The 17,060-nt window shown below is 68.0% G+C and carries 15 protein-coding genes; 6 read left to right on the top strand and 9 right to left on the bottom strand.

Going from position 1 to position 17,060, the window contains the following annotated elements:
- Nucleotides 1–134: 134 nt before the first annotated feature.
- Nucleotides 135–1,256, bottom strand: a complete 1,122-nt coding sequence (locus tag WT24_RS21710; protein ID WP_059500186.1) for a porin — start codon at nt 1,254–1,256, stop codon at nt 135–137.
- A gap of 586 nt (nt 1,257–1,842) precedes the next feature.
- On the opposite strand from WT24_RS21710, the gene WT24_RS33310 reads away from it, so the two are divergent.
- Both WT24_RS33310 and WT24_RS21705 read left to right on the top strand, forming a co-directional pair.
- Nucleotides 1,843–2,214 carry a YXWGXW repeat-containing protein gene (locus WT24_RS33310; RefSeq protein WP_082742257.1) on the top strand — a complete coding sequence of 124 codons (372 nt, stop codon included), beginning with the start codon at nt 1,843–1,845 and terminating at the stop codon, nt 2,212–2,214.
- Between the two features lie 357 nt (nt 2,215–2,571).
- Nucleotides 2,572–3,048: a nuclear transport factor 2 family protein gene (locus WT24_RS21705; RefSeq protein ID WP_060035822.1), complete on the top strand. Its 477-nt coding sequence runs from the start codon at nt 2,572–2,574 to the stop codon at nt 3,046–3,048.
- A gap of 196 nt (nt 3,049–3,244) precedes the next feature.
- Here WT24_RS21705 and WT24_RS21700 read toward each other — a convergent pair whose 3' ends face one another.
- The 5 genes from WT24_RS21700 to WT24_RS21675 all read right to left on the bottom strand — a co-directional run bounded on the left by WT24_RS21700 (nt 3,245) and on the right by WT24_RS21675 (nt 11,706).
- Nucleotides 3,245–3,856 (bottom strand): cysteine hydrolase family protein, encoded by a 612-nt coding sequence (locus tag WT24_RS21700; RefSeq protein ID WP_060035821.1) that lies wholly within the window; start codon nt 3,854–3,856, stop codon nt 3,245–3,247.
- A gap of 177 nt (nt 3,857–4,033) precedes the next feature.
- A complete protein-coding gene (locus WT24_RS21695) occupies nt 4,034–5,284 on the bottom strand; it encodes an MFS transporter (protein ID WP_060035820.1) in 1,251 nt (416 codons plus the stop codon).
- A 518-nt stretch (nt 5,285–5,802) separates the two neighbouring features.
- Nucleotides 5,803–7,326 (bottom strand): efflux transporter outer membrane subunit, encoded by a 1,524-nt coding sequence (locus tag WT24_RS21685; protein WP_060035818.1) that lies wholly within the window; start codon nt 7,324–7,326, stop codon nt 5,803–5,805.
- On the bottom strand, nt 7,323–10,496 hold the full coding sequence (locus tag WT24_RS21680; RefSeq protein WP_059500347.1) for an efflux RND transporter permease subunit: 3,174 nt from the start codon (nt 10,494–10,496) through the stop codon (nt 7,323–7,325). Before WT24_RS21680 ends, WT24_RS21685 begins: the two co-directional genes overlap by 4 nt.
- A gap of 13 nt (nt 10,497–10,509) precedes the next feature.
- Entirely contained in the window at nt 10,510–11,706 is a 1,197-nt protein-coding gene (locus tag WT24_RS21675; protein WP_060035817.1) for an efflux RND transporter periplasmic adaptor subunit, read from the bottom strand.
- 79 nt (nt 11,707–11,785) lie between these two features.
- On the opposite strand from WT24_RS21675, the gene soxR reads away from it, so the two are divergent.
- Nucleotides 11,786–12,265: a redox-sensitive transcriptional activator SoxR gene (gene soxR / locus WT24_RS21670; RefSeq protein WP_060035816.1), complete on the top strand. Its 480-nt coding sequence runs from the start codon at nt 11,786–11,788 to the stop codon at nt 12,263–12,265.
- A gap of 24 nt (nt 12,266–12,289) precedes the next feature.
- Here soxR and WT24_RS21665 read toward each other — a convergent pair whose 3' ends face one another.
- Nucleotides 12,290–13,051, bottom strand: a complete 762-nt coding sequence (locus tag WT24_RS21665) for an SDR family NAD(P)-dependent oxidoreductase (protein WP_060035815.1) — start codon at nt 13,049–13,051, stop codon at nt 12,290–12,292.
- Nucleotides 13,052–13,165: 114 nt separating this feature from the next.
- Between WT24_RS21665 and WT24_RS21660 the strand changes: the two genes are divergently transcribed.
- Nucleotides 13,166–14,077, top strand: coding sequence for a LysR family transcriptional regulator (locus tag WT24_RS21660; RefSeq protein WP_060035814.1), 912 nt, complete (start codon nt 13,166–13,168; stop codon nt 14,075–14,077).
- Between the two features lie 22 nt (nt 14,078–14,099).
- Here WT24_RS21660 and WT24_RS21655 read toward each other — a convergent pair whose 3' ends face one another.
- Nucleotides 14,100–14,753, bottom strand: a complete 654-nt coding sequence (locus tag WT24_RS21655) for a TetR/AcrR family transcriptional regulator (RefSeq protein WP_059500177.1) — start codon at nt 14,751–14,753, stop codon at nt 14,100–14,102.
- 146 nt (nt 14,754–14,899) lie between these two features.
- On the opposite strand from WT24_RS21655, the gene WT24_RS21650 reads away from it, so the two are divergent.
- Nucleotides 14,900–16,192: an NAD(P)/FAD-dependent oxidoreductase gene (locus tag WT24_RS21650; protein ID WP_059500176.1), complete on the top strand. Its 1,293-nt coding sequence runs from the start codon at nt 14,900–14,902 to the stop codon at nt 16,190–16,192.
- 44 nt (nt 16,193–16,236) lie between these two features.
- On the top strand, nt 16,237–16,626 hold the full coding sequence (locus WT24_RS21645) for a DUF3331 domain-containing protein (RefSeq protein WP_034204517.1): 390 nt from the start codon (nt 16,237–16,239) through the stop codon (nt 16,624–16,626).
- Nucleotides 16,627–16,629: 3 nt separating this feature from the next.
- On the opposite strand, the gene WT24_RS21640 is transcribed toward WT24_RS21645, so the two are convergent.
- A partial coding sequence (locus WT24_RS21640; protein ID WP_156441855.1) for a dicarboxylate/amino acid:cation symporter occupies nt 16,630–17,060 on the bottom strand: 431 nt, incomplete at its 5' end.

Below are 17,060 nucleotides of genomic sequence, written 5' to 3'. Positions count from 1 at the left end.
TTCATTTGCCGTGATCAGCTTATGGCGGGACTTCCACCCGCAGGAATGCGCCCATGCTGGGCGCACACGAAAAAAAAAGGCGCCCGAAGGCGCCTTTTTCGATGCTGCGAAGCGGGTTACCCCGCCCGTCACGCTTAGAAGCGGTGACGCAGACCAACCGTTGCTGCGGTTTGGTTGATCGACGAGCTCGGCAGGTTGTTGGCGAAGCTGTCGCCGTTGTAGATCGACGCGCCGATGCCGTTCTTCGCTGCACGCTGGTACACAGCCTGTGCGTAGACGTCCGTGCGCTTCGACAGTGCGTAGTCAGCTTGCAGACCGAACTGGTTCCAGTGCGTGCTGCCGTTGTTGATCTTCGCGTTCGTGTACGTGTAAGCAGCACCCAGGCCGAGAGCCGGCGTCAGGTTGTACTTTGCGTTGACTTCGTAGTTGTCGGTGCGCAGCGTGCCTGCAGCAACTGCGTTGTTGTCGAGACGCGCTTGCGTCCATGCAGCGCCGACTTGCGCCGGGCCGAATGCGTAACCAGCAGCAGCACCGTACGTACGGACGCGGCCTTGGCTAGCGATGCCACCGATTGCCGACGACGTCGCGCCGTTTGCGTTCGTACCGTCACCCAGGTTCGCTTGCGAGTATGCTGCACCCAGCTTCAGGCCTTGGAACTGGTACGACAGACCGCCGCTGTATGCACGGTTGTTGCCGAAGTTCGTGCTGTTCGAGAACGAGTACGTGCCGCCGAATTGCAGACCAGCGTAGTTAGCGCTCGTGTACTTGATCGTGTTGTTCTGCGCGACGTCGCCGTTCGTGCTCAGACGGTCGAGGTTCAGCGGGTGCGCGAAGTACGTGCCGCCCCACGAGCCCGTTGCCGTCAGCGGCGCCAGGTAGTCTTGCGTTGCGTCATACTGCTTACCCAGCGTGACCGTGCCGTACTGGCTCGACAGGCCAACGAAAGCCTGGCGGTTGAACATGCCGCCGTTGCCGTTTGCGAAGCGGCCGTTACCGATGTTGAAGCCGCTTTCCAACGTGAAGATTGCCTTCAGGCCGCCACCGAGGTCTTCCGAACCACGCAGGCCGAAACGGCTCTGGTCAATGCCCGAACCCATCGCCCAACGCGACTTGCCAGCTTGGCCGAGTGCCGGCTGGACGTTGCTCGTGTAGGTGATGCCTGCGTCCAGCACGCCGTACAGCGTGACGCTGCTTTGCGCGTGAGCGACGGTAGCGAACGATGCTGCAGCTGCTGCAACGATCAGAGTCTTGTTCATTCGTGGAGCTCCCTTCTAAAAAGAGGCAGGTCTCGCGACCTTGTTCATAAACGGTCTTCAACCGCCCGGGAGCGCCATCGGTCCTGCTGGCGGCGCCCGGATAGTTGCCCGTTTGGGAACCGTGAGTTTAGGGGTGTACCCTAGGGGAGCGATCCGCAAATAAAGAAATAAGCTTTTCCAGAACTAGAAATAATGAAAGTGGGGCCGCGTCATAAGTATTTGTTTTAACGTTTGTTTTTGACCTCTTGACGCCGGCTTTTTGGACGCTTTCATCGCACCATTCTTTCATGTCATCGGCTTGACGGTTGCATAGAAACAACAAACGGTTTCGGTTCGGCCCACCAAAAACGGTAATTATTACCTTATCAGATCTCAAATATTGGTCTTTCCGCATCTAAAACATCCCCTCGGCACCCTAAACAGGGGCCGATACCTCCGCCACGGCGAGATTCCGTCAGCCCTTGGAAAGGAAACGGCGGCTCGACCCCGCCGTGACACGCGGTAACAGCCTTAACCGGCCCCGTAACGCGGCGGGCAGACCGGCAGGCTAATGTAAGGCAGCCTCGCATACAGAACAGGAGCCGCCATGAATCGACGCTCGTTGCTGCGCGCCATCGGATTGACCGCCGCCTTCGTCGGCACCGGCTGGTTGCGCGCCGCCTCGGCCCAGCCTTCCCCGCCCGTGTATCGGCCCGCCGGCCCGAATCGCGTACCCGGCGGGCCGCCCTATGCAGACCGGCCGGGCTTCGCGCCGCCGGCGGCACGCCACGACCGTCGCCCGCCCCCGCCACGGCCGCATGGCTATATATGGACGGACGGCTATTGGCGCTGGCAGCGCGGCCGCTATATATGGGTTCCCGGTCGCTGGGTCGCGCGACGCCCCGGGCGCCGCTGGGTACCCGGCTACTGGCGCCGCCAAGGGTCGGTGTGGGTCTACGTCAACGGCTCGTGGCGGTGAGCAGCGGCTCGGCTCCGGCCGACGGAGGGCCGGAGCCGAGCCGCGCGCGAGAACCGACGCGTTCCACACCACGGAATCGTGCGTTACGGCAGCCGCACTGCAGTCGACATATCGTCGGGTCCCCATTCCGGCGGCATCATTCCGCTAACGAAGTCATACGATGGCGATGCGAATGCATCCGACGATGCCTCAACCCCATTGAAATCGTCTACTGCACACCGCCGGTCAACGAACCGATGCGCGCACCGCGCCCAGCGCCCGCCGCCGTCCAGCTCGCGCGCCGGCCGTCCCGACCCGCGCAACCCGCGGGTCGCTCGCCCATCCCGTCCACGTATCACCAGACAAGGAAAACGCTACATGTCATCGTCCCGCTCCCCCGTTCGCGCCGGTGCCGCATTCGTTTTGCTGGCCGCATCGATAGCTGCGCTGGCCGCCGGCCCCGCCGCACGCGACCTGGCCACCGAGGAAGCCAATCGCCGACTCGTGCTGACGTTCTACGATCGCTTCTTCAACCGGCACGAAGCAGTCGAGGCCGCTGCCGTCGTCGCGGACGACTACAAACAGCACAACCCGTACGTGCCGGACGGCAAGCAACCGTTCGTGTCGTACTTCGTCGGAGCGTTCCAGAAGAACCCGGCATCGCGCGCGCGCATCGTCCGCAGCGCGGCCGACGGCGATCTCGTCTACCTGCACGTGCATGCGACCGAGCATCCGGGCGATCGCGGCGAAGCGGTGGTCGACATCTTCCGCGTGAAGAACGGCAAGATCGTCGAACACTGGGACGTGATTCAGCCGGTACCCGAAACGTCCGCGAACCAGAACACGATGTTCTGATGCACGACGCCGGACGCGACCGGCCGCCCCCTACGCCGGCCGAATCGACGCTGCTTCGCGATCTTCGACGGCAATCGGTTCGCCCGTTCGGTAGCGACGCTCGCGCAGTCCCGTGCGATCGAGACGTGCGTCTGCATTCGCAGCGCAGCACGTACGTCGCGCCAGGCCCGGGCGATCGGTGCGCGAACCGGCGCCGTCACGCGACGCCGAGCGCCAGCACCTGCTCGGTGGTCAGCACGTCGCCGAACGTATCCGACAATGCGGCCAGCGTCGCACGATGAAGGTCGCGGTGCGGCACCGTGCCGCCGGCCGCGACGTCGAGATCGCGCGTCGCGCAGGCATCGTCGACGACGATCACCGCATAGCCGAGCGGCACCGCATCGCGTGCCGCGCCGGCCACGCACGCATGCGTCATCAGGCCGGTGACGATGAGCGTGTCGATGCCGGCCGCCTTCAGCCGCGCATCGAGGTCCGTCGTCGGGAAGACGCTCACCGACGTTTTCTTCACGACCGCGTGAGCGGGCGCCGGCTGCAGGTCCGCATGAAAGCGGAAGCCGTGGCTGCCGTCGGCGAAGATCGGGCTGTCGGCCGACCCGACGTGCTGAACGTGGAACACCGGAATGCCCGCGCGGTCGGCGAACGCGATCACGCGCCGCGCATTGCCCAGCGCACGCGGCCCGTCCGGAATCGGCAGACGGCCGCTGAAGTATTCGTTCTGGAAATCGATCACCAGCAGCGCGGTGCGGGCGGCGGCGATCGACGTCGGCGCGCTCGCGCCGGCCAGGGTACGGATGGTCGGATGTTGCATGGAATGCCCTCTCGGTTGACACATTGGCGGAACGGCGCGCCGGGCCTTGCGGCGTCGCCGGACGCGGCCCGGAACCTCCCCGGCCGCGACGCGCCAGTGTCGGGCCGCGCGGCGCGACGCGACAGCGGCGCGCGGGACAACGTCCGACAGAATCGGGCCAACGTGCGCGAGCGCCGCCTACGACAGCACGGCCGTTCGCGCGCCCGGCCGCATACGGCCGTAAGCGACCATCATCGCGAAGCTGAGCAGGAAACCCGCGCCGCCGATCAGCAGCAGGCCGATTTCGCCGAATACGGGCAGCAGGTTCGTCAGCGCCCCCGTCACGACCCACGCGACCGCCATCACCGAGCCCGCGACGCCGAGCGCCCAGCCCTGCCGATCGTCGCTGACGGCATCGGAAAACGCGGTATACATCGTCGTGTACGCAACCATGTCGAAACAGCCGACGACCATCGCGAGCGCCCACAGCACCGGTTCGTGCGGAAACAACGCGGACAGGATCTGGCCGAGGCCGGCCACCAGCAGGCCCGTCTTCGCGATCTCGATCACGCGCCACACGCGCAGCATCAGCCGCACGACGCACAACAGGCCGAACACGAAGCAGATGCCGATCACGCCGCTGAACAGCCCGAGCCGCGCGCTCGTATAGCCGAATTTCGCCTGCAACAGCAGCATGATGGTCTGCAGATAGAGCCCGTAGCCGACCTGCATCAGGAAGAACACCACCGACAGGAACGCGACGTTGCGCTGGCGCGCGGCCTCCCGGATGATCCGCAACGGCAGCAGCGGATCGATGCGCGTATCGCCGCGCGGCGCGGCGCAATCGCGATACGACGCCCAGGTCCAGCACGCGCAGATCAGCGACAGCGCCGCGACCAGCACGAACGGCGTGCCGTAGTCGAACAGCGGCGAGATCGTCCGGTCGGACGCGACGCCGCCAAGCACCGGGCCGACGATCACGCCCGCGCTGAACGCAAGCGACATGATGCTCATGTCGTACGCCTTCGTATCGGGCGTGCCGAGATCGGCGACGGCCGCCTGCGCGATGCCCTGGCAACCGGCCATCAGGCCGGTGAGCCCGCGGCCGGCGAGCAGCAGCGCGACGCTGCCCAGCCACGCACCGGCTGCCATCGTCGCGTAGCCGACCGCGAGGCCCAGCACGCACAGCAGCAGAATCCGACGGCGGCCGTAGCGATCGGACAGCTCACCCATCAGCGACGAGCCGAAGAACATGCACAGCGGGTAGATTCCGTAGCCGAGACCGAGATAGAAATTGCGCGCGTGTGCACTGGCGTCGGCCGGCAGGATGCCCGCGTGCGGATCGCTGAAGATGGCGGACATCATCGGATAAACGAGCCCGAACCCCATCGCGTCGAGCGCGATGGCGAGCAGGCAAGGGCCGAGCAGTTTGTAGTCGAACCGGGACATGGCGACCTTCCGGACAGAGTGAATGATCGCCCAAGCGTAATGACCGGGCGGCGGCCGCGGTAGGCCGCCGCCGGCGATGCTAAGCATCGGTTCGCGCGATACCCCGCATGCGACCCGCGCCGATGGCTCGTCGTCCCGGCCGTGCGGCCGCGACTTGGCGCACGGCGGCCCGCCCCGAAGCAGCCGGCTGCGCGACCACGCACCGCGCGCCGTCGTGCATGAACATGCTGAAGAGGAATCCGAACGACCCCGCGAACGGCACGTACCACGCGAGGGGCGACGGGCGACCCCTCGCACGCGTCGGCCACGTGACGCCCAACGTCGTGACGCGGTGGGCGACATCTTCTCGCCGACCAACTGCGTATCGGGCAGCGTCGGCTGCTCGCTGCTGCCCGGCCATGCGCGCGAGCTGTTCGCGCACCGGATCGCGCTCGTGCCGCTCGCGGGAGCAACGACCCGTCAGACCTTCGGCCTGCGCTTCCCGCATCGCCGCGAGCGAGATCCGAACCCTGCTCGCGCTACTTCCCCGACCGAGCGAGCGGACCTTGCACGCCCTGCCCCACGCCCGACGGCCAGCCGCCCGCGAGCGCCTTGTACAGCGCGACCGCCGATGCCGCGCTGCGCATCCGTCCGTCGGCCGCCGCGTCCTGCGCCTGCAGCAGCGTCCGCTGCGCGTCGAGCACTTCGTAGTAGTCGATCGCGCCTGCCGAGAAACGCGCCTGCGCAAGCTGCGCGGCGCGTGCGCTGTCGTCGGCCGCACGCACGAGGTGCGCGGTCTCGTCACGCGTGCGGGCGACACGCAGCAGCGCGTTCTCGGTTTCCTCCAGCGCGCCGAGTACGGTCTGCCGATACTGCGCAAGCTGGCCGGCCGCTTCCGCGTCGCTCGCCGCGATCCGCGCACGCACGCGGCCGACGTCGAGGAACGACCAGTCGATGCCGAGCGCGATCAGGTTCGTGTCGCTGCCCGCGCGGAAGAACCCGTAGCTGCTCGTCGCGCTGCCGAGCAACCCGGACAGCGTGAAGCGCGGGAACAGGTCGGCGGTCGCGACGCCGACGCGGGCGGTCGCCGCATGCAGCCGCGCCTCGGCGGCCGCGACATCGGGGCGGCGGCGCAGCAGGTCGCCCGGCGTGCCGGGATCGATGTCGGCCGCGAGCGCCGGCAGCGGGACCGGCGTGCCCGTCGGCGCGGCCGCCTTCGGCAGGTCGAACCGGCCGATCAGCGCATCCGGCGTCTGCCCGGTCAACACCGCGAGCCGATGCTCGTCGACGCCGATCGCGGCTTCGTACACGGCGATCCGCGATGTCGTCGATTCGTACTGCGCGCGTGCGCGCGCCGCATCGAGGTCGGAGCCTCGCCCCGCGCCGACGCGCGCATTGATCAGGGCGAGCGTCTGCTTCTGGTTGTCGGCATTCTCGCGAGCGATCCGCAACCGCTCCTGCGAGCCGCGCAGATCGACGTACGTGCTCGCGACCTCCGCCGCGATCGCGACGCGCACCGCGCGCACGTCCGCGGCGCTCGCCGCCGTTTCCGCGCGCTGCGACTCGATCGAGCGGCGTACGCGGCCGAACAGGTCGAGTTCCCACGCGGCATTGATGCCGACGCTCGACGTCGGCGTGTCGCGCTGGCTGCGCGGCGCGCCGAACGCCTGGTCCTTGCTCATCAATTGATGGCCGATCCGGCCGCTCGCGGTGATCGTCGGATAGCGGTCGAACGTTGCCTGAGACAGCAGCGCATTCGACGCGTCGTAACGCGACACCGCGACCTGCAGGTCCTGGTTCGCCGCGAGCGCCGCATCGATCAACTGCGTCAGCACCGGATCGCCGAACCCGCGCCAGAACGTGGCATCGGCGTCGGCCGACGCGTCGGGCGGCATATCGGACCCTGTCTGGACCGTCGCCGCGTCGCGCTGCGTCGCAGGACGGTCGTCGCGCGCGAACCGCGCGGCCGTGATCGTATCGGGCCGTTCGAAATCGGGGCCGACCGCGCAGGCAGCGAGCGTCACCGACATCGCCAGCGCGGAAAGACGGAAAGCGGCGCTCATCGGTTTTCTCCTTCGAGGGTGCCGTGCTGTTCGCGCCAGACGGCCGGCGTGCCGCCCGCAAGCTTGCGGATCGCCACGTAGAACACGGGAGTCAGGAACAGCCCGAACAGCGTGACGCCCAGCATCCCGGCGAACACGGTGACGCCGGTGGCCGCCCGCACCTCGCTGCCCGCGCCGCTGCCGATCAGCAGCGGCACCGAGCCCGCGATGAACGCGACCGACGTCATCACGATCGGACGCAGCCGCAGCCTGCACGCTTCGAGCGCCGCTTCGACCGCGCCCTTGCCCTGGATCTCGAGCTCGCGCGCGAATTCGACGATCAGGATTGCGTTCTTGCACGCCAGCCCCATCAGCACGACCAGGCCGACCTGCACGAACACGTTGTTGTCGCCGCCGGACAGCCACACGCCGAACAGCGCCGCGCACATGCACACGGGCACGATCAGGATCACCGCGAGCGGCAGCGTCCAGCTCTCGTACAGCGACGCGAGCACCAGGAACACCAGCATCACGGCCAGCGGGAATACGACGATCGCCGCGTTGCGCTGCGTGACCTGCTGGTAGCTGAGGTCGGTCCATTCCAGCGCGATGCCCGGCGGCAGCACGTCCTTCGCGATCTGCTGCAGCTTCGCGATCGCCTGCGACGACGACATGGTCTTCGGATCGGCGTCGCCGATCAGGTCGGCGGCCGGATAACCGTTGTAGCGGACGACCGGGTCGGGACCGTACGCGGGTCCGACCGTCACCATCGAGCCGATCGGCACCATCTCGCCCTTCGCGTTGCGCGTGCGCAGGTTCGCGATGTCGGCGGCCGTCTGCCGGTGGCCGGCATCCGCTTGCGCCATCACGCGATACACGCGGCCGAACACGTTGAAATCGTTCACGTACATCGAACCGAGATAGACCTGCAACGTATTGAACAGATCGGTCAGCGCGACGCCCTGCGCCTTCGCCTTGAGCCGGTCGACCTTCACCTCGAGCTGCGGGATGTTCGCCTGGTACGAGCTGACGGGATAGCTCATCCCCGGCGTCTTCGCGACCGCGGCCTGAAACGCGCCGAGCGCCTTCTGCAATTCGCCGTAGCCGAGCCCGCCGCGATCCTCCAGATACAGCGAGTAGCCGGAGCCGTTGCCGAGCCCCTGGATCGGCGGCGGCATCAGCGCATAGGTGATGCCGCCGCCGATCGCCGCGAAACGCGCGTTCAGGTCCGCGTTGATCTGCGCGGCGCTGCGACGACGCTGGTCGAACGGCTTCAGGATCACGTACGAGTTCGTGATGTTCGGCGTGTTCACGCCCTGCAACGCGTTCAGCCCGGCGAACGCCGGCACCATCTCGACGCCGTCGGTGCCGAGCGCGATCTTCGTCATCTGCTCGGTCACCGCGCTGGTGCGCGCGAGCGACGCGCCTTCCGGCAGCTTCGCGCCCGCGAACAGGTACAGCTTGTCCTGCACCGGGATGAAGCCGCCCGGCACCGCGTCGAACAGCAGCGCGGTCGCCGCGAGCAGCGCCGCATAGACCGCGAACACCGCGCCGCGCCGCTTCAGCGTGCGGCCGACGACGCCGTGGTAACGGTCGGAGCTGCGCTCGAAGAACCGGTTGAACGGACGGAACAGCCAGCCGAATGCGCGATCGAGCGCACGCGTCAGCGCATCCTTCGGCGCGCCGTGCGGACGCAGCAGCTTCGCGGCGAGCGCGGGCGACAGCGTCAACGAGTTGATCGCGGAGATCACCGTCGAGATCGCGATCGTTACCGCGAACTGCTTGTAGAACTGGCCGGTCACGCCCGACATGAAAGCCATCGGCACGAACACCGCGCACAGCACGAGTGCGATCGCGACGATCGGCCCCGACACCTCGCGCATCGCCTGGTGCGCGGCGTCGCGCGGGCTCAGCCCCCGGGCGATGTTGCGCTCGACGTTCTCGACGACGACGATCGCATCGTCGACGACGATCCCGATCGCGAGCACGAGCCCGAACAGCGTCAGCGTGTTGATCGAATAGCCGAGCAGGTAGAGCCATGCGAACGTGCCGACCACCGACACCGGCACCGCGACGAGCGGAATGATCGACGCGCGCCACGTTTGCAGGAACAGGATCACGACGAGCACGACCAGCACGACGGCCTCGATCAGCGTGTGCTGCACCGCGCGGATCGATTCGCGCACGAATACCGTCGGGTCCCACACGGGGCGGTATGCGACGCCGGGCGGGAAGCGCTTCGACAGCTCGTCGAGCTTCGCATACACGGCCTTCGCGACGTCGAGCGCGTTCGCGCCCGGCGACAGGAAGATGCCGACCACGGCCGAATGCCTGTCGTTGAAATACGAACGCAGCGTGTAGTCGCCCGCGCCGAGCTCGATGCGGGCGACGTCGGACAGCTTCACGACCTGGCCGTCGTCGCCGTTGCGCAGCACGATGTCGCCGAATTCCTGCACCGTGCGCAGACGGCCGCGCACGTTGATCGACACGAGGAAGTCGTTTTTCTTCGGCGACGGCTCCGCGCCGAGTTGACCTGCCGACACCTGCACGTTCTGCTCGCGCACGGCCGCGATCACGTCGCTCGCGGTCAAGCCGCGCGACGCGAGCCGGTTCGGGTCGAGCCACAGCCGCATCGCGTAATCGCCGGAGCCGTACACGCCGACGTCGCCGATGCCGGTGAGCCGCGACAGTTCGTCCTTCACGTGCAGCGTCAGGTAGTTGCGCAGGTACAGCGAATCGCGGCTGTTGTCCGGCGAATAGAGGCTCACGTACATCAGCGGCGTCGGCGACTGCTTCTGCGTGGTCACGCCGTACTGGCGCACCTCGTCGGGCAGGCGCGACAGCGCCTGGCTCACGCGGTTCTGCACGCGCACGGCGGCCGTGTCGGGGTCGACGCCTTGCAGGAACGTGACGACGACCTGCAGGCTGCCGTCCGAACCGGCGACCGACTTCATGTACATGATGCCTTCGACGCCGTTGATCGCCTCTTCCAGCGGCTCGGCCACCGACTCGGCGATTTCCTTCGGGTTCGCGCCCGGGTACGTTGCACGCACGACGACGCTCGGCGGCACGACTTCCGGATATTCGCCGGCCGGCAGCATCGGGATCGAGATCAGGCCGATCGCGAAGATGACGATCGACAGCACGACCGCGAAGATCGGCCGGTCGATGAAGAATCGGGAGAAATCCATCGTATCGCTCCCGTCATTGCGCGGCAGGCGTGCCGGCATCGGCGACCGCCTGCGTCGCGCTGCCCGCATCGGCGCGCGCGGGCAGCGCCTTCGGCTTCACCTGCGCGCCCGGATAGTAGATGCGCTGCACGCCGTCGACGACCACGCGGTCGCCCGCCTGCAGCCCCTTCTCGACGATCCGCTCGCCGTCGAGTTCGCGGCCGATCGTCACGTCGCGGCGCAGCGCCTTGTCGCCCGCGCCGATCACGTACACGTACTTGCGGTCCTGGTCGGTCAGCACGGCCTTGTCGTCGACCAGCAATGCGCTCTGGTCGCGGCCGCTGACGAGCTGCACGCGCGCATACAGGCCCGGCGTAAACGCATGGTCCGCATTCGGCAGCCGCACGCGTGCGCGGATCGTGCCGGTCTGCGGATCGAGCCGGTTGTCGAGGAAATCGACGGTGCCCGCATGCGGGAAGCCCGTCTCGTTCGCGAGGCCGATGCGCACCGGATCGGCGCCGATCGCGCGATGTTTCGGGTCGGCGCGCCGCGCGTTGTAGCGCAGGTAGCTCTGCTCGTCGCAATCGAAATATACGTAGACCGGATCCTGCGACACGACGGTCGTCAGCAGCGTGTCGTCCGCACGCGCGAGATTGCCGACGGTCGCGACCGCGCGGCCGACGCGGCCGGCGATCGGCGCGCGCACTTCGGTGAAACCGAGATTGAGCTTCGCGTCGGCAACGGCCGCATCGGCCGCCTGCAGATCGGCGCGTGCCTGTTCGGCAGTCGCGCGCGCGTTGTCGAGTTCTTCCTGCGACGTCGCATGCGCATCGATCAGCGTCTGCACGCGCTTGAGCTGCACGTTCGCGAGGCTCGCAGCCGCACGGGCGCGCTGCTGCTGCGCATTCGCACGGTCGAGCGCGATCCGGTACGGGCGCGGATCGATCTCGAACAGCAGCGCGCCCTGCGCGACCACGTCGCCTTCCTTGTACGCGACACGCTGCAGATAGCCGCTCACGCGCGGCCGCAGCTCGACCGCGTCGACCGCTTCGACGCGTCCGATGAATTCGTCCGCGAGGCGGACGGTGCGCGGCGCGACGGTGGCGACGCCGACTTCGGGAAGAGGATGGGCCGACGATGCGCCTTTGCCGTCGTGACAACCCGACAACGCCAGCAACAGGGCGCAGGCAGCGCCCAAAGGCGACGTCCTGCGTAGGGAAAAGGAGAACATGATACCTCGCGACGGGTTAAACTGCCGCGTAGCATAAAAGTTCAAGTTAACTTCAAGTCAAGCTTTTCCGGAGGGTGTCATGGGTATCCAGGAAACCCCGCAATGGCCGCTGATGTCGATCCGCGAAGTGGCCGCGCGCAGCGGCGTGCCGGCGTCGACGCTGCGCTTCTACGAGATGCGCGGGTTGATCAAGTCGCACCGCAACGGCTCGAGTCATCGCCACTATTCGCGCGCGGTGCTGCGGCTGATCGCGTTCATCGTGTTCGCGCAGAAGATCGGCTATTCGCTCGACGAAATCGCCGAACAGCTCGTCAGCCTGCCCGAGGACACCGCGCCGAGCAACAAGGACTGGCAGCGGCTGTCGCGCGGCTGGAAGCAGCGCGTCGCAAGCCGGATCGAGGAGCTGCAGCGGCTCTACATCAATCTCGACGAATGCATCGGCTGCGGCTGCCTGTCGCTGAAACGCTGCAAGCTGACCAACCCGGACGACCGCGCGGGCCGCAACGGCCCCGGCGCGCGACGCTGGCTCGGCGACAAGCCGCCGACCGACGCCGAATGACGCGCAGGCCGCGCGCGTCCTGCATCACCCGACGCGCCAGCCGCCGTTCACCGCGATCGTCGCGCCCGTGACGAACGACGCGCGCGGCCCGGCGAGCCAGGCGACCACATCGGCGATGTCGTCCGGCTGTCCGGCGCGGCCGACCGGCGTCTGCTCGCGGATCGTCGCCGCGACGGCCGGCGCGACCCCGCTGTCGCCGAAGAAACGCGTATCGGCGACATAGCCGGGCGCGACCGTGTTGACCGTCGCCCCGCGCGGCCCGAGTTCGCGCGCCAGCGCGACGGTGAAGCCTTCGACGCCGGCCTTCGCGGCCGCATACGCGAGGCCGCCCGGCAACAGGCTGCCGGCGCGCGCCGCGATCGAGCCGATGTTGACGATGCGCGCGGCATGGTCGGCCAGATGCGGCAGCACGGCCATCGTCGTCAGAAACAGGCTTTTCAGGTTCGCATGGAGCACCGCGTCCCATACGGCCTCAGCCTCCGCCGCTTCGGTATCCGCGCCGACGCGCCCGGTCAGCCCCGCGTTGTTGACCAGCACGTCGATGCGCGGCCATCGCGCGACGATCGCCGCGACGGCCGCTTGCGCGTCGCGCCGCACGCCCAGGTCGCCGGCCTGCCCGATCGCCGCGCCGCCCAGACGCTCGACGGCCGCCTTCAGCCGCGCCACGTCGCGCCCGACGATCGCGACGCGATACCCGTCCTCGACCAGCCGGCGCGCGATCGCGAAACCGATCCCGCTCGATCCGCCCGTGACGATCGCCGTGCGTTGTCGTTCGTTGCCCGTCATGACCTGCCCTCCTTTCCTCGGTGTTGACGATTGGTGACGTTTGCAGTGTGGGCAACGGACGGCGATAGGTAAAATACGAATTCGATGACATATTGATACGCAAAAGGTATCGCCATGATCGATCTGCGCCAGTTCCGGCAATTCATCGCGGTCGCCGAAACGCTCAGCTTCCGGCGCGCTGCCGAGCGGCTGCACATGGCCCAGCCGCCGCTCAGCGCGGCGATCCGCAAGCTCGAGGACGAACTGGGCGTCGCCTTGCTCGACCGCGACACGCGCGGCTCGCGGCTCACGCCGGCCGGCGAAGCATTCCTGCTCGAAGCGCGGCGCGCGCTCGAACAGGCCGAGCGCGCGGTGGCCGCGGCGCGCCGCGCGGGCGCCGGCCTCGGCGGCACGCTGCGGCTGCGCTTCGTCGACAGCACGGTCAATGCGCTGTTGCCGCTGATCCTGCGCGCGTTCCAGGAACGGCATCCGGGCGTCGATTTCCAGCTCGAGGAAGGCACGACGGCCGAGCAGGTGCTCGCGCTGCGTCACGATCGCACGGACGTCGGCCTCGTCGTGCTGCCGGTGGCCGATGCCGGCGACGTGCGTATCGAACCGCTGCTGCGCGACCGGATGGTGGCCGCGCTGCCCGACGGCCACCGGCTCGCGCGCCGCCGCCGCATCGCGCTGGCCGAGCTGGCGGACGAACCGTGGGTCATGTTTGCCGCGCACCACGGGCCCGGCATGCATGCGCTGATCGTGACGGCATGCGCGCAGGCCGGCTTCGCGCCGCGCGTGGTCCAGCAACCGCGCCAGATGCAGACGACGGCCGGGCTCGTCGCGGGCGGCATCGGCATCGCGCTGATGCCGCGCCTGTTCGTGCCGATGCAGCCGCAAGGCATTACGTTCTGCGAACTGAAGGATGCGGGCAGCCCGCTCGCGTACGAACTGGCGCTCGCTTACCGCACGCCGTCGCCGCTCGTCGATGCGCTGCGCGAGAGCGCGCGCGAGGCGGTGCGCGAACTGGGGCTGGTCGCCGCGACGTGACCGCGCGCATCGCGCGCGGCGCTCAGTCGCCGAGGAAGTTGAGCGCGACGCCGAGCACGGCCTGCCGGAATGCCTCCGGCCGCGTCGGCAGCGACGTGAACTCCAGCATCATGTGGCGATACGACACCGTCATGCCCACGGCGCTCGCGATCATGAAGAACAGCACGTTCGGATCGACCGGACGGATCGCGCCGGCCTCGACCGCATCCGCCAAGAGCGGCAACATCGCGTCGTGATACGGGCGCACGATTCGCTCCTGCAGCCGATCGAGCCGCCCGCCCTCCTCGGTCGCCGCCGTCGAGAAGAACATGCCGATATCCGGCTCCGCGAACTCGTGATCGACGCACAGCTCGAGCGCGCGCCGCACGCGGTCGCGGTGCGGCAGCGACGACGTGCGCAGCGCGCGCAGCGCGTCGAACATCGGTTCGGCCAACTCGACGATCTGCTCGACGACCGCCAGCCACAACGTTTCCTTCGTGCCGAAGTGATGGGCGATCAGCGCCGCGTCGATGCCCAGCTCGCGCGCGACTTCGCGCACGCTCGTCGCGTCGTAGCCGCGCTTCGCGAACGTGCGGCGCGCGGCCCGCAATATCACGTCCGGGCCGACGGACGCATCCGCCAGCGGCCGTCCGCGCGTACGCCGCTTCGACGGCGCGCGCTCAGTGACTTCTGCCACGTTTTTCCTGCTCCTTGAACGATTCGAATGCCCGTGCCCGGTACCCGGTTTCACGTACCGGAAGCGGGCGGCCTGCCCCGCTGCGTTGACACGCCGAGCCGGGAAGCGCTAGGATCATACCTTATTCATCACGTGATGATTTATCAATGACAACCCCTACACGCATCGTCATCGTCGGCGGCGGGATCGCCGGATTGCAGCTCGCGACCCGTCTGGGCGAGCGCCTCGGCCGGTCCGGGCGGGCGCAGATTACGGTCGTCGACCGCAGTCCCACGCATATCTGGAAGCCGATGCTGCACACGATCGCGGCCGGTACGCGCGACGTCCAGCAGCAACAGGTGATCTTCCTCGCCCACGCCCGCGATCACGGCTACGCGTACCAGCCCGGCGAACTGAAGGGGCTCGATCGCGCGCGCCGCCGCGTGCAGCTCGGCGAGATCCGCTCCCAGGACGGCGACGTGGTGATCGACGCACGCGAACTCGAATACGACGTGCTGATCCTCGCGCTCGGCAGCCAGGCCAACGATTTCGGCGTGCCGGGCGTGCGCGAGCACTGCTACTTCATCGACAGCCAGCAGCAAGCGGAGACCTTCAACGAAGCGTTGCGGATGCGCGTGTTCCGCAGCATCGCGCGCGACGAGCCATTTCGCGTCGCGATCGTCGGCGCGGGCGCGACGGGCGTTGAACTCGCGGCCGAGTTGAGCCGTCTGCTGGAAGTGGCGCAGGCGTACGGTGACGAAACGGTGCGCGAGCGGCTGCAGCTCACGCTGCTCGAAAGCGGCCCGCGCATCCTCAACGCGTTTCCGGCGCGGATTTCCGCGTCGGCCCAGCGGCGGCTCGAACAGATCGGCTTTCACGTGCTGACGTCGACGCGCGTCACGTCGGCCGACGCGAACGGCTTCCATTACGGCGACGGTTCGTTCGCCGAAGCGGACCTGATGGTCTGGGCGGCCGGCGTGAAGGCGCCCGATTTCATGCAGGCGCTGGGCGGGCTCGACACGAACCGCGCGAACCAGATCGTGATCGGCCCCACGCTGCAGGCGACCGGCGACGAGCACGTGTTCGCGATCGGCGATTGCGGAAGCCTGCTGCCCGACGGCCACGAACGGCCGCTGCCGCCGACCGCCCAGGTCGCGACGCAGCAAGCCGAGCATCTCGCGAAGCACCTTCCCGCGTGGCTCGACGGCACGCCGATTCCGCCGTTCGCGTTCCGCGATTTCGGCGCGCTGGTGTCGATCAGCGATTACGACGCGTTCGGCACGCTCGGGCAGTTCGGGTTCTTCCGCGGCGGCTTCATCCAGGGGCGCTTCGCGCAGTTCAGCCACCTGATGCTCTACCGGCGGCACCAGCAGGCGCTGCACGGTTTCCCCAAGGCCACCTTGCTGTGGATCGCCGAACGGATCAACGGCTGGGTGCAGCCGCGCATCCGCCTGTCGTGATGCCGCGCGTCGCGGCACCGCGTAACGTTTCGAGGAACAGAGACATGAACAACCGTGCAGCGCCCTGGCTCATGACCGTCGCCGCAATCGGCCGCTTCGACATGCCGTCCGTCTCGTGGGGCGGCCCGCGGCGGCGCAGCGTCACGCGCGACCGGCTGCCGTCGTGGGACGCGACGAGCAAGCCGACCATCAGCGTGCTCGAACGGCCCACGGCCGACACCGTGATGATCTCGTGGTGCGACGCGTGCACCGGGCACTACGGCTACCAGAAGTGGCGCCTGTTCACGACGCGCAAGCGCGGCGTGTGCGCGCTGTCGGGGCGATCGATCGAGATCGGCGACAGCGTCTATGCGCCGCAACTGCTCGGCTCGACGCCGGGCAACGCCGCCGCGATGGTGCTCGCGGCCTGCATCGACGACGCCCTGGCGGCCTGATCGTCAGGTCGACGTGGGCTGCCCGGCGCCATAGGCCGGCGCATCGTTCTGCCGTTCGAGCTGGGCGTCGAGATGCGCGGCATGCGCGTTCGCTTCGGACTCCGACATCAGCTCGCCTTCCCACTTCGCGACCACCGCGCTGGCGATCGAGTTGCCCACCGCATTGGTGGCCGAGCGACCCATGTCGAGGAACGTGTCGACGCCGAGAATCAGCAGCAGCCCGGCTTCCGGGATGTTGAACTGGTGCAGCGTCGCCGCGATCACGACGAGCGATGCGCGCGGCACGCCGGCCATCCCCTTCGACGTCAGCATCAGGATCAGCAGCATCGTGACCTGCGTGCCGAACGACAGGTGGATGTTGTACGCCTGCGCGATGAACAGCGACGCGAACGTGCAGTACATCATCGACCCGTCGAGGTTGAACGAATAGCCCA

The organism is Burkholderia sp. MSMB1078WGS (genome assembly GCF_001528895.1).
Taxonomy (GTDB): Bacteria; Pseudomonadota; Gammaproteobacteria; order Burkholderiales; family Burkholderiaceae; genus Burkholderia.
Note: the sequence above shows the minus strand (reverse complement) of the source record. Positions and strands in the feature narration are given on the sequence as shown.